At 63.1% G+C, this 23,696-nt stretch carries 37 protein-coding genes; 3 read left to right on the top strand and 34 right to left on the bottom strand.

Annotated features, from left to right (window positions below; translation table 11 throughout):
• Positions 1-167: 167 nt before the first annotated feature.
• Positions 168-848, top strand: a complete 681-nt coding sequence (locus BLU22_RS06655) for an OmpW/AlkL family protein (RefSeq protein ID WP_090216309.1) — start codon at positions 168-170, stop codon at positions 846-848.
• An 82-nt stretch (positions 849-930) separates the two neighbouring features.
• Entirely contained in the window at positions 931-1,287 is a 357-nt protein-coding gene (locus tag BLU22_RS06650) for a SirB2 family protein (protein WP_090213073.1), read from the top strand.
• A 7-nt stretch (positions 1,288-1,294) separates the two neighbouring features.
• Here the strand turns inward: BLU22_RS06650 and BLU22_RS06645 are convergent, their stop codons facing one another.
• From BLU22_RS06645 to BLU22_RS06630, 4 genes are read right to left on the bottom strand one after another with little or no spacing between them, the layout of a single operon-like run.
• Positions 1,295-2,224, bottom strand: a complete 930-nt coding sequence (locus BLU22_RS06645; protein ID WP_090213071.1) for an NAD-dependent epimerase/dehydratase family protein — start codon at positions 2,222-2,224, stop codon at positions 1,295-1,297.
• On the bottom strand, positions 2,217-3,101 hold the full coding sequence (locus BLU22_RS06640) for a sugar nucleotide-binding protein (protein WP_090213069.1): 885 nt from the start codon (positions 3,099-3,101) through the stop codon (positions 2,217-2,219). Before BLU22_RS06640 ends, BLU22_RS06645 begins: the two co-directional genes overlap by 8 nt.
• A 16-nt stretch (positions 3,102-3,117) precedes the next feature.
• Complete coding sequence (locus BLU22_RS06635; RefSeq protein WP_090213068.1) at positions 3,118-3,618, bottom strand: single-stranded DNA-binding protein; 501 nt, start codon at positions 3,616-3,618, stop codon at positions 3,118-3,120.
• A gap of 17 nt (positions 3,619-3,635) precedes the next feature.
• On the bottom strand, positions 3,636-5,021 hold the full coding sequence (locus BLU22_RS06630) for an MFS transporter (protein WP_090213066.1): 1,386 nt from the start codon (positions 5,019-5,021) through the stop codon (positions 3,636-3,638).
• Positions 5,022-5,150: 129 nt separating this feature from the next.
• On the opposite strand from BLU22_RS06630, the gene uvrA reads away from it, so the two are divergent.
• Complete coding sequence (uvrA, locus tag BLU22_RS06625; RefSeq protein WP_090213064.1) at positions 5,151-7,985, top strand: excinuclease ABC subunit UvrA; 2,835 nt, start codon at positions 5,151-5,153, stop codon at positions 7,983-7,985.
• 55 nt (positions 7,986-8,040) lie between these two features.
• Here uvrA and bfr read toward each other — a convergent pair whose 3' ends face one another.
• From bfr to tuf, 30 genes are all read right to left on the bottom strand, one after another.
• Positions 8,041-8,505 carry a bacterioferritin gene (bfr, locus tag BLU22_RS06620; protein WP_090213062.1) on the bottom strand — a complete coding sequence of 155 codons (465 nt, stop codon included), beginning with the start codon at positions 8,503-8,505 and terminating at the stop codon, positions 8,041-8,043.
• 129 nt (positions 8,506-8,634) lie between these two features.
• Entirely contained in the window at positions 8,635-9,024 is a 390-nt protein-coding gene (gene rplQ, locus BLU22_RS06615) for a 50S ribosomal protein L17 (protein ID WP_090213061.1), read from the bottom strand.
• Between the two features lie 45 nt (positions 9,025-9,069).
• A complete protein-coding gene (locus BLU22_RS06610) occupies positions 9,070-10,071 on the bottom strand; it encodes a DNA-directed RNA polymerase subunit alpha (protein WP_090213059.1) in 1,002 nt (333 codons plus the stop codon).
• Positions 10,072-10,093: 22 nt separating this feature from the next.
• The gene (rpsD, locus tag BLU22_RS06605) at positions 10,094-10,714 is read right to left on the bottom strand and encodes a 30S ribosomal protein S4 (protein WP_090213057.1); all 621 of its coding nucleotides are present in this window, start codon (positions 10,712-10,714) and stop codon (positions 10,094-10,096) included.
• 16 nt (positions 10,715-10,730) lie between these two features.
• On the bottom strand, positions 10,731-11,120 hold the full coding sequence (rpsK, locus tag BLU22_RS06600) for a 30S ribosomal protein S11 (protein ID WP_003093689.1): 390 nt from the start codon (positions 11,118-11,120) through the stop codon (positions 10,731-10,733).
• 30 nt (positions 11,121-11,150) lie between these two features.
• The gene (gene rpsM / locus BLU22_RS06595) at positions 11,151-11,507 is read right to left on the bottom strand and encodes a 30S ribosomal protein S13 (protein ID WP_090213056.1); all 357 of its coding nucleotides are present in this window, start codon (positions 11,505-11,507) and stop codon (positions 11,151-11,153) included.
• A 128-nt stretch (positions 11,508-11,635) separates the two neighbouring features.
• Positions 11,636-11,752 carry a 50S ribosomal protein L36 gene (gene rpmJ / locus BLU22_RS06590; RefSeq protein WP_003281814.1) on the bottom strand — a complete coding sequence of 39 codons (117 nt, stop codon included), beginning with the start codon at positions 11,750-11,752 and terminating at the stop codon, positions 11,636-11,638.
• A 28-nt stretch (positions 11,753-11,780) separates the two neighbouring features.
• On the bottom strand, positions 11,781-13,109 hold the full coding sequence (gene secY / locus BLU22_RS06585) for a preprotein translocase subunit SecY (RefSeq protein WP_090213054.1): 1,329 nt from the start codon (positions 13,107-13,109) through the stop codon (positions 11,781-11,783).
• Positions 13,110-13,544 (bottom strand): 50S ribosomal protein L15, encoded by a 435-nt coding sequence (rplO, locus tag BLU22_RS06580; protein WP_090213053.1) that lies wholly within the window; start codon positions 13,542-13,544, stop codon positions 13,110-13,112. It abuts the gene before it with no gap.
• Between the two features lie 3 nt (positions 13,545-13,547).
• Positions 13,548-13,730 carry a 50S ribosomal protein L30 gene (rpmD, locus tag BLU22_RS06575; protein ID WP_090213051.1) on the bottom strand — a complete coding sequence of 61 codons (183 nt, stop codon included), beginning with the start codon at positions 13,728-13,730 and terminating at the stop codon, positions 13,548-13,550.
• Between the two features lie 2 nt (positions 13,731-13,732).
• A complete protein-coding gene (rpsE, locus tag BLU22_RS06570; RefSeq protein WP_090213049.1) occupies positions 13,733-14,233 on the bottom strand; it encodes a 30S ribosomal protein S5 in 501 nt (166 codons plus the stop codon).
• Positions 14,234-14,236: 3 nt separating this feature from the next.
• Positions 14,237-14,587 carry a 50S ribosomal protein L18 gene (gene rplR / locus BLU22_RS06565; protein ID WP_090213047.1) on the bottom strand — a complete coding sequence of 117 codons (351 nt, stop codon included), beginning with the start codon at positions 14,585-14,587 and terminating at the stop codon, positions 14,237-14,239.
• 10 nt (positions 14,588-14,597) lie between these two features.
• Positions 14,598-15,131, bottom strand: a complete 534-nt coding sequence (rplF, locus tag BLU22_RS06560) for a 50S ribosomal protein L6 (RefSeq protein WP_090213046.1) — start codon at positions 15,129-15,131, stop codon at positions 14,598-14,600.
• Between the two features lie 12 nt (positions 15,132-15,143).
• Positions 15,144-15,536: a 30S ribosomal protein S8 gene (gene rpsH, locus BLU22_RS06555; protein ID WP_090213045.1), complete on the bottom strand. Its 393-nt coding sequence runs from the start codon at positions 15,534-15,536 to the stop codon at positions 15,144-15,146.
• Positions 15,537-15,714: 178 nt separating this feature from the next.
• Positions 15,715-16,020 carry a 30S ribosomal protein S14 gene (gene rpsN, locus BLU22_RS06550; protein ID WP_090213043.1) on the bottom strand — a complete coding sequence of 102 codons (306 nt, stop codon included), beginning with the start codon at positions 16,018-16,020 and terminating at the stop codon, positions 15,715-15,717.
• A 13-nt stretch (positions 16,021-16,033) separates the two neighbouring features.
• On the bottom strand, positions 16,034-16,573 hold the full coding sequence (gene rplE, locus BLU22_RS06545) for a 50S ribosomal protein L5 (protein ID WP_090213042.1): 540 nt from the start codon (positions 16,571-16,573) through the stop codon (positions 16,034-16,036).
• A gap of 19 nt (positions 16,574-16,592) precedes the next feature.
• The gene (gene rplX, locus BLU22_RS06540) at positions 16,593-16,907 is read right to left on the bottom strand and encodes a 50S ribosomal protein L24 (RefSeq protein WP_090213040.1); all 315 of its coding nucleotides are present in this window, start codon (positions 16,905-16,907) and stop codon (positions 16,593-16,595) included.
• A gap of 12 nt (positions 16,908-16,919) precedes the next feature.
• Positions 16,920-17,288, bottom strand: a complete 369-nt coding sequence (rplN, locus tag BLU22_RS06535; protein WP_090213039.1) for a 50S ribosomal protein L14 — start codon at positions 17,286-17,288, stop codon at positions 16,920-16,922.
• A 23-nt stretch (positions 17,289-17,311) separates the two neighbouring features.
• On the bottom strand, positions 17,312-17,578 hold the full coding sequence (gene rpsQ / locus BLU22_RS06530; protein ID WP_090213037.1) for a 30S ribosomal protein S17: 267 nt from the start codon (positions 17,576-17,578) through the stop codon (positions 17,312-17,314).
• Between the two features lie 2 nt (positions 17,579-17,580).
• Positions 17,581-17,772 (bottom strand): 50S ribosomal protein L29, encoded by a 192-nt coding sequence (gene rpmC, locus BLU22_RS06525; protein WP_003093720.1) that lies wholly within the window; start codon positions 17,770-17,772, stop codon positions 17,581-17,583.
• A complete protein-coding gene (rplP, locus tag BLU22_RS06520; protein ID WP_090213036.1) occupies positions 17,772-18,185 on the bottom strand; it encodes a 50S ribosomal protein L16 in 414 nt (137 codons plus the stop codon). Before rplP ends, rpmC begins: the two co-directional genes overlap by 1 nt.
• A gap of 14 nt (positions 18,186-18,199) precedes the next feature.
• The gene (gene rpsC, locus BLU22_RS06515) at positions 18,200-18,886 is read right to left on the bottom strand and encodes a 30S ribosomal protein S3 (RefSeq protein WP_090213034.1); all 687 of its coding nucleotides are present in this window, start codon (positions 18,884-18,886) and stop codon (positions 18,200-18,202) included.
• Between the two features lie 13 nt (positions 18,887-18,899).
• Entirely contained in the window at positions 18,900-19,232 is a 333-nt protein-coding gene (gene rplV, locus BLU22_RS06510; protein ID WP_090213032.1) for a 50S ribosomal protein L22, read from the bottom strand.
• Positions 19,233-19,243: 11 nt separating this feature from the next.
• The gene (gene rpsS / locus BLU22_RS06505) at positions 19,244-19,519 is read right to left on the bottom strand and encodes a 30S ribosomal protein S19 (protein ID WP_090213031.1); all 276 of its coding nucleotides are present in this window, start codon (positions 19,517-19,519) and stop codon (positions 19,244-19,246) included.
• A 16-nt stretch (positions 19,520-19,535) separates the two neighbouring features.
• Positions 19,536-20,360, bottom strand: coding sequence for a 50S ribosomal protein L2 (gene rplB, locus BLU22_RS06500; RefSeq protein ID WP_090213028.1), 825 nt, complete (start codon positions 20,358-20,360; stop codon positions 19,536-19,538).
• Between the two features lie 14 nt (positions 20,361-20,374).
• Positions 20,375-20,674: a 50S ribosomal protein L23 gene (gene rplW / locus BLU22_RS06495; RefSeq protein WP_090213027.1), complete on the bottom strand. Its 300-nt coding sequence runs from the start codon at positions 20,672-20,674 to the stop codon at positions 20,375-20,377.
• Positions 20,671-21,273: a 50S ribosomal protein L4 gene (gene rplD / locus BLU22_RS06490; protein WP_090213025.1), complete on the bottom strand. Its 603-nt coding sequence runs from the start codon at positions 21,271-21,273 to the stop codon at positions 20,671-20,673. Before rplD ends, rplW begins: the two co-directional genes overlap by 4 nt.
• A 14-nt stretch (positions 21,274-21,287) precedes the next feature.
• On the bottom strand, positions 21,288-21,917 hold the full coding sequence (gene rplC / locus BLU22_RS06485) for a 50S ribosomal protein L3 (RefSeq protein WP_090213023.1): 630 nt from the start codon (positions 21,915-21,917) through the stop codon (positions 21,288-21,290).
• An 87-nt stretch (positions 21,918-22,004) separates the two neighbouring features.
• Positions 22,005-22,316, bottom strand: coding sequence for a 30S ribosomal protein S10 (gene rpsJ, locus BLU22_RS06480; RefSeq protein WP_003186070.1), 312 nt, complete (start codon positions 22,314-22,316; stop codon positions 22,005-22,007).
• A gap of 159 nt (positions 22,317-22,475) precedes the next feature.
• Complete coding sequence (gene tuf, locus BLU22_RS06475) at positions 22,476-23,675, bottom strand: elongation factor Tu (protein ID WP_090213021.1); 1,200 nt, start codon at positions 23,673-23,675, stop codon at positions 22,476-22,478.
• Between the last annotated feature and the right edge of the window lie 21 nt (positions 23,676-23,696).

Below are 23,696 nucleotides of genomic sequence, written 5' to 3'. Positions count from 1 at the left end.
CGATAGGGGGCCTTCTCAAAGGAGAAGAATTATCATCTCCGAATGAGAATTTTGCAACATCTCAACGCGCGCCCGCCATCCTTTGAGCTGCGTCAACGCATCCCCAGCGCGCGGCCTCTAGCATCGCCGGCAGTCGATACAGAACATCTGGATGGAGTTCTCCTATGATCCGCAAGACCCTCAGCGCTTCCCTGCTGGCCCTGGCCGTCGCCGCCCCCTTTGCCCAGGCTTACGAGGCTGGCGACATCATCGTGCGTGCGGGTGCCATTACCGTTGATCCGCAGGAAAAGAGCGGCGACATCAACCACGCCACGCTTGGTGACGTTGCCGGCTCAAAAGCGACTCTGGATACCGATACCCAGCTGGGCCTGAACTTCGCCTACATGGTTACCGACAAGGTGGGTGTCGAGCTGCTGGCAGCGACTCCGTTCAGCCACAGCGTAGGGGTCAAGGGCATGCCGGGAATTTATTCTGGCCTGAACGGCAACCTCGGCGACATCAAGCACCTGCCGCCGACCCTGAGCGTCATCTACTACCCGCTGGACAGCAAGTCGACCGTACAGCCCTATGTCGGCTTGGGCGTCAACTACACTTGGTTCTTCGACACCAACCTGAGCAGCGAAGCAGAAGGCAAGGGCTTCCGCGGCCTGGACATGAAGGACTCCTGGGGTCTCGCCGCCCAGGTCGGCGCCGACTTCATGCTGACCGACAACATCATGCTCAACGCCCAGCTGCGCTGGATCGACATCGACACCCAAGGCACTACTTACCTGAACGGCGACAAGGTCAAGGTCGACGTCGACGTCGACCCGCTGGTCTACATGGTCGGCCTGGGCTACAAGTTCTGATCACAGCCCGCGCTCGCCACATATACAAAAGGCACCTTCGGGTGCCTTTTGCGTTTCCATCGGTCACGTAGCGGAACCCGCCATGTATCTCTGGCTGAAAGGCCTGCATATCCTGCTCGCCTGCAGCAGCGTCGGCCTGCTGGGCTGGCGGCTGTGGCGTGCGCGGCAAGGGCTGCCGGGGCTGCGCGGCGCGGCACGCGCGGGAGTCCATCTGCTCGACAGCCTGCTGCTGCTCAGCGCTCTGCTGCTGATCCAGCTCGGCATGCCCTGGCCGCTGCCGCTCTGGCTGCAGCTCAAGATCGCCTGTTTGCTCGGCTATATCCTCGCCAGCCACTGGGCATTACGGGCCGGCACCGGCGCACGAGGGCCGACCACTCTGCTGGCAGCCGCCCTGCTGGGCGCGGTACTTGTCCTGGCGCTCGACAAACCCTGGTGGTGATTCGACCTCAGCCGGCCAGCAGGCGAGCCAGCCCGTCGGCCATCGAAGTAGGGGTGTCGAGGCGATAACGCTGCAGCAGGCGGGTGTTGTCGGCCCGCGAGTGGCGAATGTCGCCGGAGCGCGGCGCGGCATGCTCGACCGCCGGCAGACCGCCGAGCCGCTCGCCCAGCAGCGCCAGCAACTGGTTGAGGCTAGTCGCCCGGCCAAGGCCGACGTTCACCGCACCGGCCTCCACCTGCGGTGCCGCCAGTGCCTGCAGCAGCAGCTCGACCAGATCGGCGACGTAGACGAAGTCGCGGGTCTGCTCGCCGTCGCCGAACAGGGTGATCGGCCGGCCGGCGCGGGCGCGCTCGACGAAGATGCTGATCACCCCGGAATACGGCGAGGACGGATCCTGGCGCGGGCCGAAGATGTTGAAGAAACGGAAGATCGCCGGCTCCAGCCCATGCTGGCGGCGGTAGAAATCGAGGTAGTGCTCACTGGCCAGCTTGTCGGCGGCATAGGGGGTCAGCGGCGCCTTGGGGGTGTCCTCGCCGATGGCTGCACCCTCGCCGTTCTGCCCGTAGACCGCTGCGCTGGAAGCGAACAGCACGCGGCGCACGCCGTGCCGGCGCATCGCTTCGCAGACGTTCAGGGTGCCGACGAAGTTGCTCTGATGGGTAGCCACCGGATCGTCCACCGAGGCCTGCACCGAGGCCACTGCCGCAAGATGGACCACCGCCGCGCAGCCGCTCATCGCGGTCTCCACCGCAGCCGAATCGGCGACATCGCCGACCTGCAGTTCCAGACGCGGATCGCCGAGCGCCAGGTTGGCACGTTTGCCGCTGGACAGGTTGTCCAGCACCCGCACGGCATGACCGCGCGCCAGCAGGGCATCGACCAGATGCGAGCCGATGAACCCGGCGCCGCCGGTGACCAGGATGCGACCGTCAGACATGGCGGTAGTAGCGCTCCAGCAGGACCGGCAGCCCCGCGCGCCAGGCACGCGGCTTGATGCCGAAGGTGTTGAGGATCTTCTTGCAGGCGAGCACCGCATGCTGCGGCTCGTCCGGCGCGTCCGGGCGCTCGAGGTGCGCCTGCGGGGTGAAGTCCTGGGGAATGTCCGGACGGTGGCGACGCGCCTCGACCAGGGTGGCCTGGCCCATGGACAGGCTGGTGGTCGCTTCGATGCCGCCATAGTGATAGGTGCCCCACAACGGCGCGCTGCAGTCGAGCTGCTTGAGCACCGAGAGGATCACCCGTGCGGCGTCGTCCACCGGGGTCGGGTTGCCGCGACGGTCGTCGGCGAGGAACAGCGGCTCGCCGCTCTCCGCCCGTTTGAGCAGGCGGCCCATGCGGCCGTCCGGACTCTCGTCGAGCAGCCAGCCGAAGCGCAGCAGCACATGACGCGGGCAGATGGTGCGCACCTGCTGCTCGAAACGCCACAGCGCCTGGGCGCGCAGGCTCAGCGGGCGCACGTCGTCCTTCTCGCTGTAGGCGGTGGCGCGGGTGCCGTCGAACACCTTGTAGCTGGACGGCTGCAACAGGACGATCTCGTGGTGCAGGCACAGCTCGGCCAGGCGGTCGATGGCGCGCTCCTGGGCGAACAGTCGTTCGGCCTCGACGCGCTCGGCCTGGAACCAGTCGTGGTAGTAGGCCAGGTTGACCAGCGCGTCGGGGCGGTGCTCGTCGAGCAGCGCGGTGAGGCTGCCCGGCTCCCAGCCCTGGGCGGGGGGCATGGGGGCGAGAAACTCGATGTTTTCTTCCGCCCCCAGGCGCAGCAGCGCCTGACCCAGGGCATTGCCGCCGCCCAGCAGCATCAGGCGCATGCGCATGCTGTGTCGCTCCGGATCAGAACGGGATGTCGTCGTCGAAGCTGTCGTAGTCCGGCGCCGGCTGGGCGCTCGGCTGCGGAGCCGGCTGCGCTGCCGGGCGCGGCTCGCGCGGGGCCGACTGCTGCGGACGCGGCGCGCGCGGAGCATAGTCGCCACCCTCGGCATTGCCACCGCGGCTGCCGAGCAGCTGCATCTGGCCGTTCATGTCCACCACGATCTCGGTGGTGTAGCGGTCCTGGCCGGACTGGTCCTGCCACTTGCGGGTGCGCAGGCTGCCCTCGACGTAGACCTGCGAGCCCTTGCGCAGGTATTCGCCGGCGATCTCCGCGAGCTTGCCGAAGAACACCACGCGATGCCACTCGGTACGTTCCTGCTGCTGGCCGGTCTGCTTGTCCTTCCAGGACTCGGAGGTGGCCAGGGTAATGTTGGTGACGGCGTTGCCGCTGGGCAGGTAGCGGGTTTCCGGGTCGCCGCCGACGTTGCCGATCAGAATGACTTTGTTAACCCCACGGGCCATGACGTTCTCTCCCGGGATCAGCACGCCGGCGCCGGTTCGACCAGGCGCTCGAGGGTCGTGCGATCCACTTGCAGTTTATCCACCTTGACATAGACGGCGGCCTCCTCGGCCACCACGACAGCATCGGCCACGCCGGGCACGGCCTTGAGGCGCTCGACCAGCCCCGGCTCCTGCAGGGCAGCAGGAGACAGCGCAAGGCGCAGGCTGGTCACATACGGCGGTTCGCGCATAGTAGCAGCAAAGGCCAGCCACAGGGCAGCCAGCAGCGCACAGCCGAGGAACACCGCATCGACGCCGCCCTGCTGGAACAGCCAGCCGCCGAGCAGGCCGCCGAGCGCGGCGCCGAGGAACTGGCTGGTGGAGTACACGCCCATCGCCGTGCCCTTGCCGCCGGCCGGCGCCACCTTGCTGATCAGCGAGGGCAGCGAGGCTTCCAGCAGGTTGAAGGCGGCGAAGAACACCACGTTGCCGATCACCAGGGCGCGCAGACTGCCGCCGAACTGCCAGAAGAACAGCTCGCAGAGCAGCAGCACGCTCACCGCGCCGAGCAGCATGCGCTTCATCTGGCGCTTCTTCTCGCCGTAGATGATGAACGGGATCATCGCGAAGAAGCCGACCAGCAGGGCCGACAGGTATACCCACCAGTGCTCTTCCTTGGGCAGCCCGCCCTGCTCCACCAGCGCCAGCGGCAGGGCGACGAAGCTCGCCATCAGGATCGCATGCAGCGCGGCGATGCCGAAGTCCAGGCGCAGCAGGTCGGGATGGCGCAGGGTCGGCCCGAGCGCCTGCGGCGCCACGCCGGCCTCGCGAGTGGCCAGCGCGCGCGGCGGGCGCGGCACCAGCACGGCGACGATCAGGATGCCCAGCAGCGCCATGGCGGCGGTGGCCCAGAACAGCCCGGCGAGGCCGAAGGCGCGGGTCAGCAGCGGGCCGACCACCATGGCCACGGCGAACGACAGGCCGATGCTCATGCCGATCGTCGCCATCGCCTTGGTTCGGTGCTGCTCGCGGGTCAGGTCGGAGAGCAGCGCCATCACCGCCGCCGAGATCGCCCCGGCGCCCTGCAGGACCCGTCCGGCGATCACCCCCCAGATGGAGTCGGCGCAGGCCGCCAGGCCCGCGCCGAAGGCGAACACCAGCAGGCCGAAGTAGATCACCGGCAGGCGGCCGATGCGGTCGGAGAGCATGCCGAAGGGGATCTGCAGCGCCGCCTGGGTCAGGCCGTAGGCACCGATGGCCAGGCCGATCAACAGCGGCGTGGCGCCGGCCAGGTCCTGGCCGTAGGTGGCCAGTACCGGCAGGACCATGAACATGCCGAGCATGCGGAAGGCGAACACCGCCGCCAGGCCGGCAGCGGCGCGCTGCTCGGTCGAACTCATGCGCTCGGAGTGCGGATCGTGCATGACGTCACCTCGAAAAACGGGGGCGCAATTCTAGCAGCACCGCAGCTCCCGGCACAGGCGCGGCGCTTTGCCGCCCGCCCGGAGGCAGCCGTATACTCCGGGCTTTTCCGCCCGCCATGCGAGGCTGTAGTGGACCAGATCCTGATTCGTGGGGCGCGCACCCACAACCTGAAGAACATCGACCTCACCCTGCCGCGCGACAAGCTGATCGTGATCACCGGGCTGTCCGGCTCGGGCAAGTCGTCGCTGGCCTTCGACACCCTGTACGCCGAGGGCCAGCGCCGCTACGTGGAGTCGCTGTCGGCCTACGCCCGGCAGTTCCTGTCGATGATGGAGAAACCCGACGTCGACACCATCGAGGGCCTGTCGCCGGCGATCTCCATCGAGCAGAAGTCCACCTCGCACAACCCGCGCTCGACGGTGGGCACCATCACCGAGATCCACGACTACCTGCGCCTGCTCTACGCCCGCGTCGGCACCCCGCGCTGCCCCGAGCACGACGTGCCGCTGGAGGCGCAGACCGTCAGCCAGATGGTCGATCAGGTGCTGGCCCTGCCCGAGGGCCGCCGGCTGATGCTGCTCGCCCCGGTGGTGCGCGAGCGCAAGGGCGAGCACCTGGCACTGTTCGAGGAGCTGCGCGCCCAGGGCTTCGTCCGCGCGCGGGTCGACGGCACGCTCTTTGAGCTGGACGAGCTGCCCAGGCTCGACAAGCAGAAGAAGCACAGCATCGAGGTGGTGGTCGACCGCTTCAAGGTCCGCGGCGACCTGCAGCAGCGCCTCGCCGAGTCCTTCGAGACCGCCCTCAAGCTGGCCGACGGCATCGCCTGGGTCGCGCCCATGGAGGGCGACGACGGCGAGGAGATCGTCTTCTCGGCGCGCTTCGCCTGCCCGCACTGCGGCCACGCGATCGGCGAGCTGGAGCCCAAGCTGTTCTCCTTCAACAACCCGGCCGGCGCCTGCCCGAGTTGCGACGGTCTGGGGGTGAAGCAGTTCTTCGATCCGCGCCGGCTGGTCAACGGCAAGCTGAGCTTGGCCGAGGGCGCGATCCGCGGCTGGGACCGGCGCAACGTCTACTACTTCCAGATGCTCGCCGCACTGGCCGCACACTACGGTTTCGATCTGGAAGCGCCCTTCGAGCAGTTGCCGGCGGCGGCGCAGAAGGTGCTGCTGCACGGCAGCGGCCGCGAAGCGCTGGAGTTCCGCTACCTCAACGACCGCGGCGACATCGTCCGCCGCTCGCACCCGTTCGAGGGTATCCTGCCCAACCTGGAACGCCGCTACCGCGAGACCGAATCGAACAGCGTGCGCGAGGAGCTGGGCAAGCTGCTCAGCACCCACGCCTGCCCGGACTGCCGCGGCGCGCGCCTGCGCCGCGAAGCGCGGCACGTGTGGGTCGGCGACAAGACCCTGCCGCAGGTCAGCGCCCTGCCGGTGGGCGAGGCCTGCGCCTATTTCGCCGAGCTGAGCCTGAGCGGCCGGCGCGGCGAGATCGCCGCGAAGATCCTCAAGGAGATCCGCGAGCGCCTGCAGTTTCTGGTCAACGTCGGCCTCGACTACCTGACCCTGGAGCGTAGCGCCGATACCCTGTCCGGCGGCGAGGCGCAGCGCATCCGCCTGGCCAGCCAGATCGGCGCCGGCCTGGTCGGGGTGATGTACATCCTCGACGAGCCGAGCATCGGCCTGCATCAGCGCGACAACGAACGCCTGCTGGCCACCCTCACCCACCTGCGCGACCTGGGCAACACGGTGATCGTGGTCGAGCACGACGAGGACGCCATCCGCCTGGCCGACCACGTGATCGACATCGGCCCCGGCGCCGGCGTGCACGGCGGGCGCATCGTCGCCCAGGGCACCCCCGCCGAGGTGATGGCCCATCCCGACTCGCTGACCGGCCAGTACCTGTCCGGGCGGACGCAGATCCGCTACCCCGCCCGGCGCACGCCGGTCGCCCCCCAGAAGCTGCTGCGGCTCAAGGGCGCGCGCGGCAACAACCTGCAGAGCGTCGATCTGGAGCTGCCCGTCGGCCTGCTCACCTGCGTCACCGGGGTGTCCGGCTCGGGCAAGTCGACGCTGATCAACAACACCCTGTACCCGCTGGCGGCGACCGCGCTGAACGGCGCCGAGTCGCTGGAGGCGGCACCCCACGAGCGCCTCGAAGGGCTCGAGCACCTCGACAAGGTGGTGGACATCGACCAGAGCCCGATCGGCCGCACGCCGCGCTCCAACCCGGCCACCTACACCGGGCTGTTCACCCCGATCCGCGAACTGTTCGCCGGGGTGCCGGAGTCGCGCTCGCGCGGCTACGGCCCGGGGCGCTTCTCCTTCAACGTCAAGGGCGGACGCTGCGAGGCCTGCCAGGGCGACGGGGTGATCAAGGTGGAAATGCACTTCCTGCCGGACGTCTACGTGCCGTGCGACGTGTGCAAGGGCAAGCGCTACAACCGCGAGACCCTGGAGGTGAAGTACAAGGGCAAGAGCATCCACGAGGTGCTGGAGATGACCATCGAGGAGGCCCGCGAATTCTTCGACGCGGTGCCGGCGGTGGCGCGCAAGCTGCAGACCCTGATCGACGTGGGGCTCGCCTACATCAAGCTCGGCCAGAGCGCCACCACCCTGTCCGGCGGCGAGGCGCAGCGGGTCAAGCTGAGCCGCGAGCTGTCCAAGCGCGACACCGGCAAGACCCTGTACATCCTCGACGAGCCGACCACCGGCCTGCACTTCGCCGACATCCAGCAGCTGCTCGACGTGCTGCACCGTCTGCGCGACCACGGCAACACCGTGGTGGTGATCGAGCACAACCTCGACGTGATCAAGACCGCCGACTGGCTGGTCGACCTCGGCCCCGAGGGCGGCTCGCGCGGCGGACAGATCATCGCCACGGGTACGCCCGAGCAGGTCGCCAGCATGGCGCACTCGCACACCGGACGCTTCCTCGCCCCGCTGCTGGAGCGCTGCCGCGGCTGAGACCGAAAACGACGACGCCCCGCAATGCGGGGCGTCGGGTACTGCGCCTGCCGGACTACATCTGCGCCTGCAGGTAGTTCTGCAGGCCGATGCGCTCGATCAGGCCGAGCTGAGTCTCCAGCCAGTAGGCGTGGTCTTCCTCGGTATCCTTGAGCTGGGCCAGCAGGATGTCGCGGCTGCCGTAGTCCTGATGCTGCTCGCAGAGGGCGATGCCCTTGGCCAGCGCGGCGCGCACCTGATACTCCAGTTCCAGGTCGATGCGCAGCATCTCCGGCACCGTGCTGCCGACCCGCAGGGCGTCGGGAGTCATGTCCGGGGCGCCTTCGAGGAACAAGATGCGCTGCAGCAGCGCGTCGGCGTGCTGGGTCTCCTCCTCCATCTCGTGGTTGAGGCGCTCGTAGAGGCGGGTCAGTCCCCAGTCCTGGTACATCCGCGAGTGGATGAAGTACTGGTCGCGCGCGGCCAGTTCGCCCTTGAGCAGGGTCTTCAGATAGTCGATGACGTCGGCATGGCCTTTCATGGTCGCGCTTCCTGAATGAATCGATAGCCAATCTATGCTCGACCCGACCGGCGCCGCGGTCAAGCCAGCGCTTTTCGCCGGGCACAAAAAACCGGGCACGAGGCCCGGTTTTCTGCATATCACCCGATCTTACTCGGCAGCTGCTTCCACAGCACCGCCGACCGGACGGTCGACCAGCTCGACATACGCCATGGGCGCGTTGTCGCCAGCGCGGAAACCGCACTTGAGGATGCGCAGGTAGCCGCCCGGACGGTTGGCGTAGCGCTTGCCCAGCTCGTTGAACAGCTTGCCGACTGCAGCCTTGGAGCGGGTGCGGTCGAAAGCCAGACGACGGTTGGCGACGCTGTCTTCCTTGGCCAGGGTGATCAGCGGCTCGGCAACGCGACGCAGCTCTTTCGCCTTGGGCAGGGTGGTCTTGATCAGCTCGTGTTCGAACAGCGACACCGCCATGTTCTGGAACATGGCTTTGCGGTGCGCACTGGTGCGGCTCAGGTGACGGCCACTTTTACGATGACGCATGATTGAAATTCCTTACCAAACCTAGAGTTCGGTTATCAGGGACGATCAGGCAGTCGCCTTGTCATCCTTTTTCAGACTTGCCGGCGGCCAGTTGTCGAGGCGCATGCCGAGGGAAAGACCGCGGGAGGCCAGAACGTCCTTGATCTCGGTCAGGGACTTCTTGCCCAGGTTCGGCGTCTTGAGCAGCTCCACTTCGGTGCGCTGGATCAGGTCACCGATGTAGTAGATGTTCTCCGCCTTCAGGCAGTTGGCCGAACGCACGGTCAGTTCCAGATCGTCGACGGGACGCAGCAGGATCGGATCGATCTCGTCTTCCTGCTCTTCCACCACCGGGGCACTGTCACCCTTGAGGTCGACGAACGCGGCCAGCTGCTGCTGCAGGATGGTCGCGGCACGACGAATCGCCTCTTCGGGATCGAGGGTGCCGTTGGTCTCCAGGTCGAGGACCAGCTTGTCCAGGTTGGTGCGCTGCTCGACACGGGCGCTTTCCACCACGTAGGCCAGGCGGCGAACCGGACTGAACGAGGCATCGAGCTGCAGACGGCCGATCGAACGGCTTTCGTCCTCGTCGCTCTGGCGGGCGTCGGCCGGCTCGTAGCCACGGCCACGAGCGACCTTCAGGCGCATGTTCAGTGCGCCATTGTCCGCCAGATGGGCGATCACGTGATCGGGGTTGACGATCTCGACATCATGATCCAGCTGAATATCGGCAGCGGTCACCGCACCCGGGCCCTTCTTCGCCAGGGTCAGCGTCACTTCATCACGACCGTGCAGCTTGATGGCCAGGCCTTTCAGGTTGAGCAGGATCTCGATGACATCTTCCTGCACACCCTCGATGGCGCTGTACTCGTGGAGTACGCCATCGATTTCAGCCTCAACCACTGCGCAGCCAGGCATGGAGGACAACAGGATGCGACGCAGCGCGTTGCCCAGTGTGTGACCAAAACCGCGCTCGAGAGGCTCGAGCGTGATCTTGGCGCGGGTCGGGCTGACCACCTGAACGTCGATATGACGCGGGGTCAGAAACTCATTTACCGAACTCTGCATGGATGCACCTATTTTCTAGCTCTTACTTCGAGTAGAGCTCGACAATCAGGTTTTCGTTGATGTCAGCGGACAGGTCGCTGCGAGCCGGTACGCTCTTGAACACACCGGACTTCTTCTCGGCATCGACTTCCACCCACTCAACGCGGCCGCGCTGGGCGCACAGCTCGAGAGCCTGGGCGATACGCAGCTGATTCTTGGCTTTCTCGCGAACGGCAACCACATCGCCAGCCTTGACCTGGAAGGAGGGGATGTTCACGGTCTGACCGTTGACGGTGATGGCCTTGTGGGAAACCAGCTGACGGGATTCGGCGCGGGTAGCACCGTAGCCCATGCGGTAGACCACGTTGTCCAGACGGCACTCGAGCAGCTGCAGCAGGTTCTCGCCGGTCGAACCCTTGCGACGGGTAGCTTCCTTGTAGTAACCGCTGAACTGACGCTCCAGCACGCCGTAGATACGACGGACTTTCTGCTTTTCACGCAGCTGGGTGCCGTACTCGGACAGGCGACCACGACGCTGGCCGTGGATACCGGGAGCCGCTTCGATGTTGCACTTGGATTCCAGAGCGCGGGCGCCGCTCTTCAGGAACAGGTCAGTGCCTTCGCGACGGGACAGTTTGCATTTGGGACCAATGTAACGAGCCATTCTTCACTGTCTCCTATTACACGCGACGCTTCTTCGGCGGACGGCACCCGTTGTGCGGGATCGGCGTCACGTCGGTGATGCTGGCAATCTTGTAGCCGCAGGCGTTCAGAGCACGCACAGCGGATTCGCGACCCGGACCGGGACCCTTGACGTTGACGTCGAGGTTCTTCAGACCGTACTCCAGAGCGGCCTGGCCGGCGCGCTCGGCAGCCACCTGGGCAGCGAACGGAGTGCTCTTGCGCGAGCCACGGAAGCCGGAACCACCCGAGGTCGCCCAGGACAGAGCGTTGCCCTGACGGTCGGTGATGGTCACGATGGTGTTGTTGAACGACGCGTGGATGTGGGCGATGCCATCAACCACTGTCTTTTTGACTTTTTTACGAGGACGAGCAGCAGGTTTTGCCATGACTAGATTCCTGTCGATTCGCGGATGCGATTACTTGCGGATCGGCTTGCGCGGACCCTTGCGGGTACGGGCGTTGGTCTTGGTGCGCTGACCATGAACCGGCAGACCGCGACGATGACGCAGACCGCGGTAGCAGCCCAGATCCATCAGACGCTTGATGTTCATGTTGATTTCGCGGCGCAGGTCACCTTCGGTGGTGAGCTTGGCGACTTCGCCACGCAGCTGCTCGATCTGCTCGTCGGAGAGATCCTTGATCTTCGCCGCCGGGTTGACACCGGTAGCGGCACAGATGCTCTGTGCGGTAGTGCGACCGACACCATAGATGTAGGTCAGCGAGATAACAGTGTGTTTGTTATCCGGAATGTTGACGCCTGCAATACGGGCCATTCAGAAAAACTCCAAGTGACAGCTATCCGCGCCCCGGAAGCCAAGAAAAGGCGCAGGATGTTAGCGCTGTAGAAACAAATAATCAACCCGGCAGCGCACTAGCTGCCGGGTTGGTTCGCAGATCACACTCAGCCTTGGCGCTGCTTGTGGCGCGGCTCCGCGCTGCAGATCACGCGCACGACGCCGTCGCGACGGATGATCTTGCAGTTGCGGCACAGCTTCTTGACCGATGCACGAACTTTCATCACCAACTCCTCGAACCTTACGGGTGGATTAGCGGAGCATGCCGCTGCCATAGCCCTTCAGGTTGGCTTTCTTCATCAGGGAATCGTACTGGTGCGAAACGAGGTGGGATTGTACTTGGGACATGAAGTCCATCACAACCACTACGACGATCAGCAACGAGGTCCCGCCAAGATAGAACGGCACGTTGGCCGCCACCACCAGGAACTGGGGCAGCAGGCACACGGCCGTCATGTACAGAGCACCGAACATGGTCAAGCGGGTCAGCACACCATCGATGTAGCGCGCGGACTGCTCGCCGGGACGGATACCCGGAATGAAGGCACCGGATTTCTTCAGGTTTTCCGCCACGTCCTTGGGGTTGAACATCAGCGCCGTGTAGAAGAAGCAGAAGAAGATGATCCCTGCACTAAACAGCAGAATGTTCAACGGCTGACCGGGCGCGATGGCCTGCGCGATGTCCTGCATCCAGCCCATGCCTTCGCCCTGACCGAACCAGGCGCCCAGGGACGCCGGGAACAGCAGGATGCTACTGGCGAAGATCGCCGGGATCACGCCAGCCATGTTCACCTTCAGCGGCAGGTGACTGGTCTGCGCCGCAAAGACCTTGCGGCCCTGCTGACGCTTGGCGTAATGCACCGCGATGCGACGCTGGCCGCGCTCGATGAACACCACGAAACCGATGATCGCTACCGCCAGCAAGCCGATGGCGATCAGGGCGAAGATGTTGATATCGCCCTGGCGCGCGGACTCGAAGGACTGCCCGATCGCCGACGGCAGACCTGCGACGATACCGGCGAAGATCAGCATCGAAATGCCGTTGCCGATGCCGCGCTCGGTGATCTGCTCGCCCAGCCACATCATGAACATCGCGCCCGCCACGAAGGTGGTGACCGCCATGAAGTGGAAGCCGAAGTCGGCGCTGAAGGCCACGCCCTGACCGGCCAGACCAACGGACATGCCGATGGCCTGGACCAGCGCCAGGACTACAGTACCGTAGCGGGTGTACTGGCTGATCTTGCGACGGCCAGCCTCACCTTCCTTCTTCAACTGCTCCAGCTGCGGGCTGACCGCGGTCATGAGCTGCATGATGATCGATGCCGAAATGTACGGCATGATCCCCAGCGCAAAGATGCTCATGCGCTCCAGCGCACCGCCGGAAAACATGTTGAACAGGCTAAGAATGGTCCCCTCGTTCTGTCGGAACAGCTCGGCGAGACGGTCCGGATTGATTCCAGGCACCGGAATGTGCGCGCCGATCCGATAGACGATGATCGCCATGAACAGGAAACGCAAACGAGCCCAGAGCTCGGACAGCCCGCCATTGCTGAGCGCGGAGAGAGCACCTTGCTTAGCCATTTAGTCCTCGATTTTGCCGCCAGCTGCTTCGATGGCCGCGCGCGCACCCTTGGTGACGGCGATGCCTTTCAGGGTGACCGCACGAACAACCTCGCCGGACAGCATGACTTTCACACGCTGCACGTTCTGGTTGATCACGTTGGCATCCTTCAGCGCCTGCAGGGTCACGACATCACCTTCGACCTTGGCCAGCTCGGAGGTGCGAACTTCCGCACGATCCATGGCCTTCAGCGAGGTGAAGCCGAACTTCGGCAGACGACGGTGCAGCGGCTGCTGGCCGCCTTCGAAGCCCGGAGCAATCTTGCCGCCGGAGCGGGAAGTCTGACCCTTGTGGCCACGGCCGCCGGTCTTGCCCAGACCGCTACCGATACCACGGCCCGGACGCAGCTTTTCGCGACGGGCGCCCGGTGCGGAACGCAGATCGTTCAGTTGCATGGATTAACCCTCCACACGCAGCAGGTAGTAGGCCTTGTTGATCATCCCGCGATTTTCGGGGGTGTCCAGGACTTCTACGGTGTGGTTGATGCGACGCAGGCCGAGACCCTTGACGCACGCCTTGTGGTTGGCCAGACGGCCGTTCACGCTCTTGATCAGCGTGACCTTGATCTTGGCATTCGACATGATCAGAGAATCTCCTCGACGCTCTTGCCACGCTTGGCCGCCACGGAGTCCGGAGACTGCATGTTCTTCAGACCCTTGAAGGTGGCGTACACCACGTTCACCGGGTTGGTCGAACCGTAGCACTTGGCCAGAACGTTGTGGACACCTGCCACTTCCAGCACGGCACGCATGGCGCCGCCGGCGATGACACCGGTACCTTCCGAAGCCGGCTGCATGTACACCTTGGAGGCGCCATGGGCGGACTTGATCGGGTACTGCAGGGTAGTGCCGTTCAGATCCACCTGGATCATGTTGCGACGCGCAGCTTCCATCGCCTTCTGGATGGCGGCCGGCACTTCGCGGGACTTGCCGCGACCGAAACCGACGCGACCTTTGCCGTCACCGACCACGGTCAGCGCGGTGAAGGTGAAGATACGGCCGCCCTTCACGGTCTTGGCAACGCGGTTAACCTGAACCAGCTTCTCGATGTAGCCTTCGTCGCGCTTCTGCTCGTTGTTCGCCATAACTTAGAACTCCAGCCCGCCTTCACGAGCAGCATCGGCCAGTGCCTTGACACGACCGTGGTACTTGAAGCCAGAACGGTCGAAAGCCACCTTGGTCACGCCAGCGGCTTTCGCACGCTCGGCTACCAGCAGGCCGACCTTCTTGGCTGCTTCGACGTTGCCGGTGGCTTCGCCACGCAGCTCTTTGTCCAGAGTCGATGCACTGGCCAGGACCTTGCCGCCGTCGGCCGAGATGACCTGGGCGTACATGTGCTGGGAAGAGCGGTACACGCAAAGGCGTACGGCCTCCAGCTCGCGCATCTTCAGGCGTGCCTGGCGAGCGCGACGCAGACGGATTACTTTCTTGTCGCTCATTTGCTATGCCCTACTTCTTCTTGGCTTCTTTACGACGGACCACTTCGTCAGCGTAACGGACGCCCTTGCCTTTGTAAGGCTCCGGACGGCGGAAATCGCGGATCTCAGCAGCCACCTGACCGACCACCTGCTTGTCGATACCCTTGATCAGGATATCGGTCTGGCTCGGAGTTTCGGCGGTAACGCCTTCCGGCAGCTCGTACTCGACCGGATGCGAGAAGCCGAGGGCCAGCGACAGCACGCTGCCTTTGGCCTGGGCACGGTAGCCGACGCCAACCAGCTGCAGCTTGCGCTCGAAGCCTTGGCTGACACCCACCACCATGTTGTTCACCAGGGCGCGGGTGGTACCGGCCATGGCGCGAGTCTGCTGATCGCCGTTACGGGCAGCGAAGCGCAGCTCGCCTTCTTCCTGAATCACTTCCACCGAAGGATGCACCTTCAGCTCCAGAGCGCCCTTGGCACCCTTCACCGAAAGCTGCTGGCCGGCCAGCTTGACTTCAACGCCGGCAGGCAGCTTGACGGGGTTCTTAGCAACGCGAGACATGCCGATCCCCCCTTAGAATACGGTGCAGAGCACTTCGCCGCCGACACCGGCAGCGCGAGCAGCACGATCCGTCATCACACCCTTGTTGGTGGAGACGATGGAAACGCCGAGACCGCCGCGAACTTTCGGCAGCTGCTCGACACCTTTGTAGTGGCGCAGGCCCGGACGGCTCACGCGCTTCAGCTCTTCGATGACCGGCTTGCCTTCGAAGTACTTGAGTTCGATGGACAGCTGCTGCTTGACGTCGCCGCTGACCTGGAAATCCGCGATGTAGCCTTCGTCCTTCAGAACCTTGGCGACAGCTGCCTTCAGCTTGGAAGACGGCATGCTTACCACGGTCTTCTCAGCCATCTGGGCATTACGGATACGAGTTAGCATGTCCGCTAACGGGTCCTGCATACTCATGGGCTTGATGCTCCTGAAACAAAAAAAAGCCTTGCGGCCATGTGTGCCCGCAGCCGGGCAAGAAAGCCAGACTCAGGCGAGCCAGACATTCTAGAGATTGATCAAAAACGAATCAAGCCCCATGAGGGGCTTGATTCGTTTTGCCCAAGACGCGGAGGACACCGCGCCCAAGGACTTCTTACCAGCTGGCCTTGACCAGACCCGGCACATCACCGCGCATGGCAGCTTCGCGCAGCTTGATACGGCTGAGGCCGAACTTGCGGTAGTAGCCGTGCGGACGACCGGTGATACGGCAGCGGTTGCGCAGACGGCTGGCCGACGCGTTACGCGGCTGCTTCTGCAGGGCTACCAGGGCTTCCCAGCGCTGCTCCGGAGTGGAGTTGGGGCTGGCAATGACAGCTTTCAGCTCAGCACGCTTCTTGGCGTACTTCGCAACCGTCAGCTGACGCTTCAGCTCACGGTTCTTCATGCTAGTTTTGGCCATGTTCCTACTCCACTCAGTTACGGAACGGGAATTTGAAGGCGCGCAGCAGCGCACGACCTTCATCATCGTTGCGGGCGGTGGTGGTCAGGGTGATGTCCATCCCACGCAGCGCGTCGATCTTGTCGTAATCGATTTCCGGGAAGATGATCTGCTCTTTCACGCCCATGCTGTAGTTGCCACGGCCGTCGAAGGACTTGGCACTCAGGCCGCGGAAGTCACGCACGCGCGGCAGGGAGATGGAGAGCAGGCGATCCAGGAACTCGTACATGCGATCGCCACGCAGGGTCACCTTGATGCCGATCGGCCAGCCTTCGCGAACCTTGAAGCCAGCGATCGACTTGCGGGCATAGGTGACCACCGGCTTTTGGCCGGCGATCTTTTCCATGTCGCCGAGAGCGTTTTCGATGATCTTCTTGTCACCGATCGCTTCGCCGAGACCCATGTTCAGGGTGATTTTGGTGATGCGCGGAGTTTCCATCACGTTGCCCAGCTGAAGCTCTTCTTTCAGCTTGGGAGCGATTTCGTTCCGATAAATGTCTTTCAATCGTGCCATGGTGATTTACCTATGATTCTCAAGCGCCAACCGGCTTCTGGGTGGACTTGAAGACACGAATTTTCTTGCCGTCTTCGACCTTGAAACCAACGCGGTCAGCCTTGTTGGTTTCGCCGTTGAAGATCGCAACGTTGGAAACGTGCAGCGGCGCTTCTTTCTCGACGATACCGCCTTGAACGCCCAGCATGGGGTTCGGCTTGGTGTGGCGCTTGATCAGGTTAATGCCACCCACGACCAGACGGTCGTCGGCCAGCACCTTCAGCACCTTGCCACGCTTGCCCTTGTCCTTGCCGGCGATGACGATGACTTCGTCGTCACGACGAATCTTTTGCATGACGGCTACTCCTTAGAGCACTTCGGGGGCCAGGGAGACAATCTTCATGAACTTATCACCGCGAAGTTCACGAGTCACCGGGCCAAAGATACGGGTGCCGATGGGCTCCTGCTTGTTGTTCAGCAGGACCGCAGCGTTACCGTCGAAACGGATGATCGAACCATCCGGACGACGCACGCCGTGACGAGTACGCACTACCACAGCGCTCATCACCTGGCCTTTTTTCACCTTGCCGCGCGGAATCGCTTCCTTCACGGTTACCTTGATGATGTCACCGATGCCGGCGTAGCGACGGTGCGAGCCGCCGAGCACCTTGATGCACATGACGCGACGTGCACCGCTGTTGTCGGCGACGTCAAGCATGGATTGAGTCTGAATCATAACTTTCTCCGACCCTTAGTCTCTTAGACTTCCACCGCGTGCTCAACAATCTCAACCAGGGTCCAGGCCTTGGTCTTGGCAAGCGGACGAGTCTCGCGAATGGTGACCAGGTCACCCATGCGGCACTGGTTGGTCTCGTCGTGAGCGTGCAGCTTGGTCGAACGCTTCACGTATTTACCGTAGATCGGGTGCTTGACGCGACGCTCGATCAGAACGGTGATGGTCTTGTCCATTTTGTTGCTGACGACTTTGCCGGTCAGCGTACGGACGGTGTTCTGAGCTTCAGCCATGATTACTTACCTGCTTGCTGGTTGAGCACAGTTTTCACGCGAGCGATATCGCGCTTCACTTGCGAGAGCAGGTGAGACTGCCCCAACTGGCCAGTTGCTTTCTGCATGCGCAGATTGAACTGGTCGCGCAGCAGGCCGAGCAGTTGCTCGTTCAGCTGCTCAACGGATTTTTCACGAAGTTCGTTCGCTTTCATCACATCACCGTCCGCTTAACAAAGGTGGTCTCGAGCGGCAGCTTTGCAGCGGCCAGCGCGAACGCCTCGCGAGCCAGCTCTTCGGAAACACCCTCGATCTCGTACAGAACCTTGCCCGGCTGAATCAGGGCTACCCAGTACTCGACCCCACCCTTACCTTTACCCATACGCACTTCCAGGGGCTTCTTGGTAACGGGCTTGTCGGGGAACACGCGGATCCAGATCTTGCCACCACGCTTGACGTGACGAGTCAGGGCACGACGTGCGGCTTCGATTTGACGTGCAGTCAGACGACCGCGGCTGACAGCTTTCAGGGCGAACTCGCCGAAGCTGACCTTGCTGCCGCGCTGAGCCAGGCCACGGTTGTGGCCGGTCATCTGCTTGCGGAATTTCGTACGCTTAGGTTGCAGCATGTTGCGTACTCCTCTTACTTAGCAGCTTTTTTACGCGGAGCGGGTGCTGCCGGCTTGAGCTCTTCGTGCTGGCCACCGATGACCTCGCCCTTGAAGATCCAAACCTTCACACCGATCACACCGTAGGTGGTGTGCGCTTCGTAGGTGTTGTAGTCGATGTCTGCACGCAGGGTGTGCAGCGGGACGCGACCTTCGCGGTACCATTCGGTACGGGCGATTTCGGCGCCACCCAGACGACCACTCACCTGGATCTTGATGCCCTTGGCACCAATGCGCATGGCGTTCTGTACGGCGCGCTTCATGGCGCGACGGAACATCACGCGACGCTCCAGCTGCTGAGCAACACTTTGTGCAACCAACATGGCGTCGAGTTCCGGCTTGCGGATCTCTTCGATGTTGATGTGCACGGGCACACCCATTTGCTTGGTCAGTTCCTGACGCAGCTTCTCAACATCCTCACCCTTCTTGCCGATCACGATGCCGGGACGAGCGGTGTGGATGGTGATGCGTGCAGTCTGAGCCGGACGAGCGATGTCGATGCGGCTCACGGACGCGCTTTTTAGTTTGTCTTGGAGGTATTCACGAACCTTCAGGTCGGTGAACAGATAGTCGGCGTAAGTGCGCTTATCTGCATACCAGACCGAGGTGTGCTCCTTGACGATGCCCAGGCGAATGCCAGTGGGATGTACTTTCTGACCCATCTGATCGACTCCGTTACTTGTCCGCAACCTTGACAGTGATATGGCAAGACCGCTTGACGATGCGATCAGCACGGCCCTTGGCGCGCGGCATGATGCGCTTCAGCGAGCGCCCTTCGTTGACGAAGACGGTGGAGACCTTCAGGTCGTCAACGTCTGCGCCTTCGTTGTGCTCGGCGTTGGCCACGGCCGACTCCAGCACTTTCTTGATGATTGCGGCGGCTTTCTTGCTGCTGAATGCCAGCAGGTTGAGCGCCTCGCCCACCTTCTTCCCGCGGATCTGGTCGGCGACCAAGCGGGCTTTCTGGGCGGAGATGCGAGCGCCCGACAACTTAGCGGCTACTTCCATTTCCTCACCCCTTAACGCTTGGCTTTCTTGTCGGCCACGTGCCCGCGATAGGTGCGGGTAGCGGCGAACTCGCCCAGTTTGTGGCCGACCATGTCTTCGTTCACGAGAACCGGGACATGCTGGCGACCGTTATGCACGGCGATGGTCAGACCGACCATCTGCGGCAGAATCATCGAACGACGCGACCAGGTCTTGATCGGCTTACGGTCGTTCTTTTCCACCGCAACTTCGATCTTCTTGATCAGGTGAAGATCGATAAACGGACCTTTTTTCAGAGAACGCGGCACTGTCGTATCCCTCTAATTACTTGCGACGACGGACAATCATGTTGTCGGTGCGCTTGTTGGTGCGGGTCTTCGCGCCCTTGGTCGGGAAGCCCCACGGCGACACCGGATGACGACCACCGGAGGTACGACCTTCACCACCGCCATGCGGGTGGTCGACCGGGTTCATGGCGGCGCCACGGACGGTCGGACGGATACCTTTCCAGCGCTTGGCACCGGCTTTGCCCAGGGAACGCAGGCTGTGCTCGGAGTTCGAGACTTCGCCCAGGGTCGCACGGCACTCGGCCAGGACCTTGCGCATCTCGCCGGAGCGCAGACGCAGGGTCACGTAGGCGCCTTCGCGGGCCACCAGCTGCACGGAAGCACCGGCGGAGCGGGCGATCTGTGCGCCCTTACCCGGCTTCAGCTCGATACCGTGAACGGTGGAACCGACCGGGATGTTGCGCAGCGGCAGGCTGTTGCCGGCCTTGATCGGCGCATGGGCACCTGCCACCAGCTGATCGCCGGCACTCACGCCCTTCGGGGCGATGATGTAACGACGCTCGCCGTCGGCGTACTTCAGCAGAGCGATGTGCGCAGTACGGTTCGGATCGTATTCGATACGCTCGACGGTGGCGGGGATGCCATCCTTGTCGTTGCGACGGAAATCGACCAGACGATAGTGCTGCTTGTGACCGCCACCTATGTGACGGGTGGTGATGCGGCCGTTGTTGTTACGACCACCGGTCTTGCTCTTCTTCTCGACCAGCGGAGCGTACGGAGCGCCCTTGTGCAGGTCGGCATTGACCACCTTGACCACGAAACGACGGCCAGCGGAAGTCGGCTTGCATTTAACGATTGCCATGATGCACTCCTACCTTACTCAGCGCTGCTGGCGAAATCGAGGTCCTGACCGGCCTGGAGAGCGATGTACGCTTTTTTCCAGTCGCTGCGCTTGCCGAAACCACGGGCGGTGCGCTTGGTCTTGCCCTTGACGTTCAGGGTGCTGACGCGCTCCACCTTGACGCTGAACAGGGACTCGACGGCCTTCTTGATTTCCAGCTTGGTTGCATCGGTGGCAACCTTGAAAACGAACTGGCTCTTGCCATCGGCAAGGGTGGTGGCCTTCTCGGAGATGTGCGGGCCAAGCAGCACTTTGAATACGCGTTCCTGGTTCATCCCAGCAGCTCCTCGAATTTCTTCACGGCGGACACGGTGACCAGCACCTTGTCGTAGGCGATCAGGCTGACCGGGTCGGAGCCCTGTACGTCGCGCACGTCGACGTGCGGCAGATTGCGGGCTGCCAGGTACAGGTTCTCGTCCAGCGAGTCGGTCACGATCAGCACGTCGTTCAGACCCAGACCGCCCAGCTTGCTCACCAGGGCCTTGGTCTTCGGCGCTTCCACGGCGAAATCTTCAACCACGACCAGACGCTCCTGACGCACCAGCTCGCTCAGGATCGAGCGCAGGGCGGCACGGTACATCTTCTTGTTGAGCTTCTGCGAGTGGTCCTGCGGCTTGGCGGCGAAGGTCACGCCACCCGAGCGCCAGATGGGGCTGCGGATGGAGCCGGCACGGGCGCGGCCCGAACCCTTCTGACGCCACGGCTTCTTGCCACCACCACGCACTTCGGAGCGGGTCAGCTGCGCACGGGTGCCCTGACGGCCACCAGCCATGTAGGCAACAACGGCCTGGTGAACCAGGGTCTCGTTGAATTCGCCACCAAAGGTACGCTCGGAGACTTCGATCGCCTGCGCACCGTTCACATTCAGTTGCATCTTTCGAATCCCCCTTAAGCCTTGGCAGCCGGACGCACGATCACGTCACCACCAGTGGCACCCGGGACAGCGCCCTTGACCAGCAGCAGGTTACGCTCGGCATCGACACGAACAACTTCCAGGGACTGCACGGTCACGCGCTCGGCGCCCATGTGGCCGGACATCTTCTTGCCCTTGAACACTCGACCAGGAGTCTGGCACTGGCCGATGGAACCCGGGACACGGTGGGAAACGGAGTTGCCGTGGGTATTATCTTGGCCGCGGAAGTTCCAGCGCTTGATGGTACCGGCAAAACCCTTACCCTTGGACTGACCGGTCACGTCGACCAGCTGGCCCGCCTGGAACTGCTCAACGGTGAGCTGATCGCCAGCCTGGAACTCGCCGTCTTCGAGACGGAACTCCATGACGGTGCGACCTGCAGCAACGCTGGCCTTGGCAAAGTGACCGGCCTGGGCCTTGGTCACACGGGAGGCGCGACGCTCGCCGACAGTCACCTGTACGGCGCGATAGCCATCGCTTTCTTCGTTCTTGAACTGGGTGACGCGATTCGGCTCGACTTCAATGACCGTAACCGGAATAGAGACACCATCTTCGGTGAAAATGCGGGTCATGCCGCACTTGCGACCGACTACACCAATAGTCATGTCTTTAACCTCTTGAGTGTACGGGGCTTTCACCCGCTATGGCCGCCCATTTCAGAGCGTTACACGACCGAAATCCGCAGGCGGATCTCAGCCGAGGCTGATTTGCACTTCGACACCGGCAGCAAGGTCGAGCTTCATCAGCGCGTCGACGGTCTTGTCGGTCGGCTGAACGATGTCGAGTACGCGCTTGTGAGTACGAATTTCGTACTGATCACGCGCATCCTTGTTGACGTGCGGGGAAACCAGCACGGTGAACCGCTCCTTGCGGGTCGGCAGGGGGATCGGACCACGGACCTGAGCACCAGTACGTTTCGCGGTTTCCACGATTTCCTGGGTGGATTGATCGATCAGGCGGTGGTCAAAAGCCTTCAACCGAATACGGATTTGTTGGTTTTGCATTTTGACCTCAGACTCTAGCTATTCCCACCAGACGGACTGCGCCCGGTAAAAGGAGGCGCAATTGTACGGACGCCCCCGGAGGGTGTCAACCAATGGGCAGTAAACGAGAAAACCCCCGCGGTGCGGGGGCCCTCTCTACCACTTACAGCAGATCGTCGATTACTCGATGACCTTGGCAACCACGCCGGCGCCAACGGTACGACCGCCTTCGCGGATCGCGAAGCGCAGGCCGTCTTCCATGGCGATCGGAGCGATCAGGGTGACAACCATCTTGACGTTGTCGCCCGGCATGACCATCTCGACGCCTTCCGGCAGTTCGCAGTTACCGGTCACGTCGGTGGTACGGAAGTAGAACTGCGGACGGTAGCCCTTGAAGAACGGAGTGTGACGACCGCCTTCTTCCTTGGACAGCACGTACACTTCGGCTTCGAACTTGGTGTGCGGCTTGATGGTGCCCGGCTTGGCCAGAACCTGACCACGCTCGACGTCTTCACGCTTGATGCCGCGCAGCAGCACGCCGACGTTCTCGCCAGCACGACCTTCGTCGAGCAGCTTGCGGAACATTTCCACGCCGGTGCAGGTAGTCTTGGTGGTCGGACGGATACCGACGATCTCGACTTCTTCCTGAACCTTGACGATGCCGCGCTCGACACGACCGGTCACCACAGTACCGCGACCGGAGATCGAGAACACGTCTTCGATCGGCATCAGGAACGGCTGGTCGATGGCACGCACCGGCTCCGGAATGTAGGAGTCCAGGGTCTCGACCAGGGTCTTGACGGCGGTGGTGCCCATGCCGTTGTCGTCTTCGCCGTTCAGCGCCATCAGCGCGGAACCGACGATGATCGGGGTGTCGTCGCCCGGGAAGTCGTAGGTGGACAGCAGGTCGCGAACTTCCATCTCGACCAGTTCCAGCAGCTCGGCGTCGTCGACCATGTCAGCCTTGTTCAGGAACACGACGATGTAGGGAACGCCAACCTGACGGGACAGCAGGATGTGCTCGCGGGTCTGCGGCATGGGGCCGTCAGCAGCGGAGCAGACCAGGATAGCGCCGTCCATCTGGGCGGCACCGGTGATCATGTTCTTCACGTAGTCGGCGTGACCCGGGCAGTCGACGTGCGCGTAGTGGCGAACCGGGGAATCGTACTCAACGTGGGAGGTGTTGATGGTGATACCACGAGCCTTTTCTTCCGGCGCGTTGTCGATCTGGTCGTAACCCTTGGAGACGCCGCCCGAGCCGAAGACTTCGGCGCAAACGCGGGTCAGGGCTGCGGTCAGAGTGGTCTTGCCATGGTCAACGTGACCGATGGTGCCGACGTTGACGTGCGGTTTGTTACGTTCGAATTTCTCTTTAGCCACGACAGTGAACCTCTTAGCTTA

This window comes from Pseudomonas guangdongensis (assembly GCF_900105885.1).
In the GTDB taxonomy this organism is placed as follows: domain Bacteria; phylum Pseudomonadota; class Gammaproteobacteria; order Pseudomonadales; family Pseudomonadaceae; genus Geopseudomonas; species Geopseudomonas guangdongensis.
This window is presented reverse-complemented; position numbering and strand designations above follow the sequence as displayed.

Coding starts and splice junctions, on each gene's coding strand:
- BLU22_RS06650 (WP_090213073.1), top strand. CDS start 931: ATGTATCTCTGGCTGAAAGGCCTGCATATCCTGCTCGCCTGCAGCAGC.
- BLU22_RS06645 (WP_090213071.1), bottom strand. CDS start 2,224: ATGTCTGACGGTCGCATCCTGGTCACCGGCGGCGCCGGGTTCATCGGC.
- BLU22_RS06640 (WP_090213069.1), bottom strand. CDS start 3,101: ATGCGCATGCGCCTGATGCTGCTGGGCGGCGGCAATGCCCTGGGTCAG.
- BLU22_RS06635 (WP_090213068.1), bottom strand. CDS start 3,618: ATGGCCCGTGGGGTTAACAAAGTCATTCTGATCGGCAACGTCGGCGGC.
- BLU22_RS06630 (WP_090213066.1), bottom strand. CDS start 5,021: ATGCACGATCCGCACTCCGAGCGCATGAGTTCGACCGAGCAGCGCGCC.
- bfr (WP_090213062.1), bottom strand. CDS start 8,505: ATGAAAGGCCATGCCGACGTCATCGACTATCTGAAGACCCTGCTCAAG.
- rplQ (WP_090213061.1), bottom strand. CDS start 9,024: ATGCGTCATCGTAAAAGTGGCCGTCACCTGAGCCGCACCAGTGCGCAC.
- BLU22_RS06610 (WP_090213059.1), bottom strand. CDS start 10,071: ATGCAGAGTTCGGTAAATGAGTTTCTGACCCCGCGTCATATCGACGTT.
- rpsD (WP_090213057.1), bottom strand. CDS start 10,714: ATGGCTCGTTACATTGGTCCCAAATGCAAACTGTCCCGTCGCGAAGGC.
- rpsK (WP_003093689.1), bottom strand. CDS start 11,120: ATGGCAAAACCTGCTGCTCGTCCTCGTAAAAAAGTCAAAAAGACAGTG.
- rpsM (WP_090213056.1), bottom strand. CDS start 11,507: ATGGCCCGTATTGCAGGCGTCAACATTCCGGATAACAAACACACTGTT.
- rpmJ (WP_003281814.1), bottom strand. CDS start 11,752: ATGAAAGTTCGTGCATCGGTCAAGAAGCTGTGCCGCAACTGCAAGATC.
- secY (WP_090213054.1), bottom strand. CDS start 13,109: ATGGCTAAGCAAGGTGCTCTCTCCGCGCTCAGCAATGGCGGGCTGTCC.
- rplO (WP_090213053.1), bottom strand. CDS start 13,544: ATGCAACTGAACGATCTGCGTTCCGCACCGGGCGCCCGTCGCGAAAAG.
- rpmD (WP_090213051.1), bottom strand. CDS start 13,730: ATGTCGAATGCCAAGATCAAGGTCACGCTGATCAAGAGCGTGAACGGC.
- rpsE (WP_090213049.1), bottom strand. CDS start 14,233: ATGGCGAACAACGAGCAGAAGCGCGACGAAGGCTACATCGAGAAGCTG.
- rplR (WP_090213047.1), bottom strand. CDS start 14,587: ATGAGCGACAAGAAAGTAATCCGTCTGCGTCGCGCTCGCCAGGCACGC.
- rplF (WP_090213046.1), bottom strand. CDS start 15,131: ATGTCTCGCGTTGCTAAGAACCCCGTCAAGCTGCCTGCCGGCGTTGAA.
- rpsH (WP_090213045.1), bottom strand. CDS start 15,536: ATGAGTATGCAGGACCCGTTAGCGGACATGCTAACTCGTATCCGTAAT.
- rpsN (WP_090213043.1), bottom strand. CDS start 16,020: ATGGCCAAAACTAGCATGAAGAACCGTGAGCTGAAGCGTCAGCTGACG.
- rplE (WP_090213042.1), bottom strand. CDS start 16,573: ATGGCACGATTGAAAGACATTTATCGGAACGAAATCGCTCCCAAGCTG.
- rplX (WP_090213040.1), bottom strand. CDS start 16,907: ATGCAAAAGATTCGTCGTGACGACGAAGTCATCGTCATCGCCGGCAAG.
- rplN (WP_090213039.1), bottom strand. CDS start 17,288: ATGATTCAGACTCAATCCATGCTTGACGTCGCCGACAACAGCGGTGCA.
- rpsQ (WP_090213037.1), bottom strand. CDS start 17,578: ATGGCTGAAGCTCAGAACACCGTCCGTACGCTGACCGGCAAAGTCGTC.
- rpmC (WP_003093720.1), bottom strand. CDS start 17,772: ATGAAAGCGAACGAACTTCGTGAAAAATCCGTTGAGCAGCTGAACGAG.
- rplP (WP_090213036.1), bottom strand. CDS start 18,185: ATGCTGCAACCTAAGCGTACGAAATTCCGCAAGCAGATGACCGGCCAC.
- rpsC (WP_090213034.1), bottom strand. CDS start 18,886: ATGGGTCAGAAAGTACATCCCACTGGCATTCGCCTGGGCATCGTCAAG.
- rplV (WP_090213032.1), bottom strand. CDS start 19,232: ATGGAAGTAGCCGCTAAGTTGTCGGGCGCTCGCATCTCCGCCCAGAAA.
- rplB (WP_090213028.1), bottom strand. CDS start 20,360: ATGGCAATCGTTAAATGCAAGCCGACTTCCGCTGGCCGTCGTTTCGTG.
- rplW (WP_090213027.1), bottom strand. CDS start 20,674: ATGAACCAGGAACGCGTATTCAAAGTGCTGCTTGGCCCGCACATCTCC.
- rplD (WP_090213025.1), bottom strand. CDS start 21,273: ATGCAACTGAATGTGAACGGTGCGCAGGCGATCGAAGTCTCCGAGCGT.
- rplC (WP_090213023.1), bottom strand. CDS start 21,917: ATGACTATTGGTGTAGTCGGTCGCAAGTGCGGCATGACCCGCATTTTC.
- rpsJ (WP_003186070.1), bottom strand. CDS start 22,316: ATGCAAAACCAACAAATCCGTATTCGGTTGAAGGCTTTTGACCACCGC.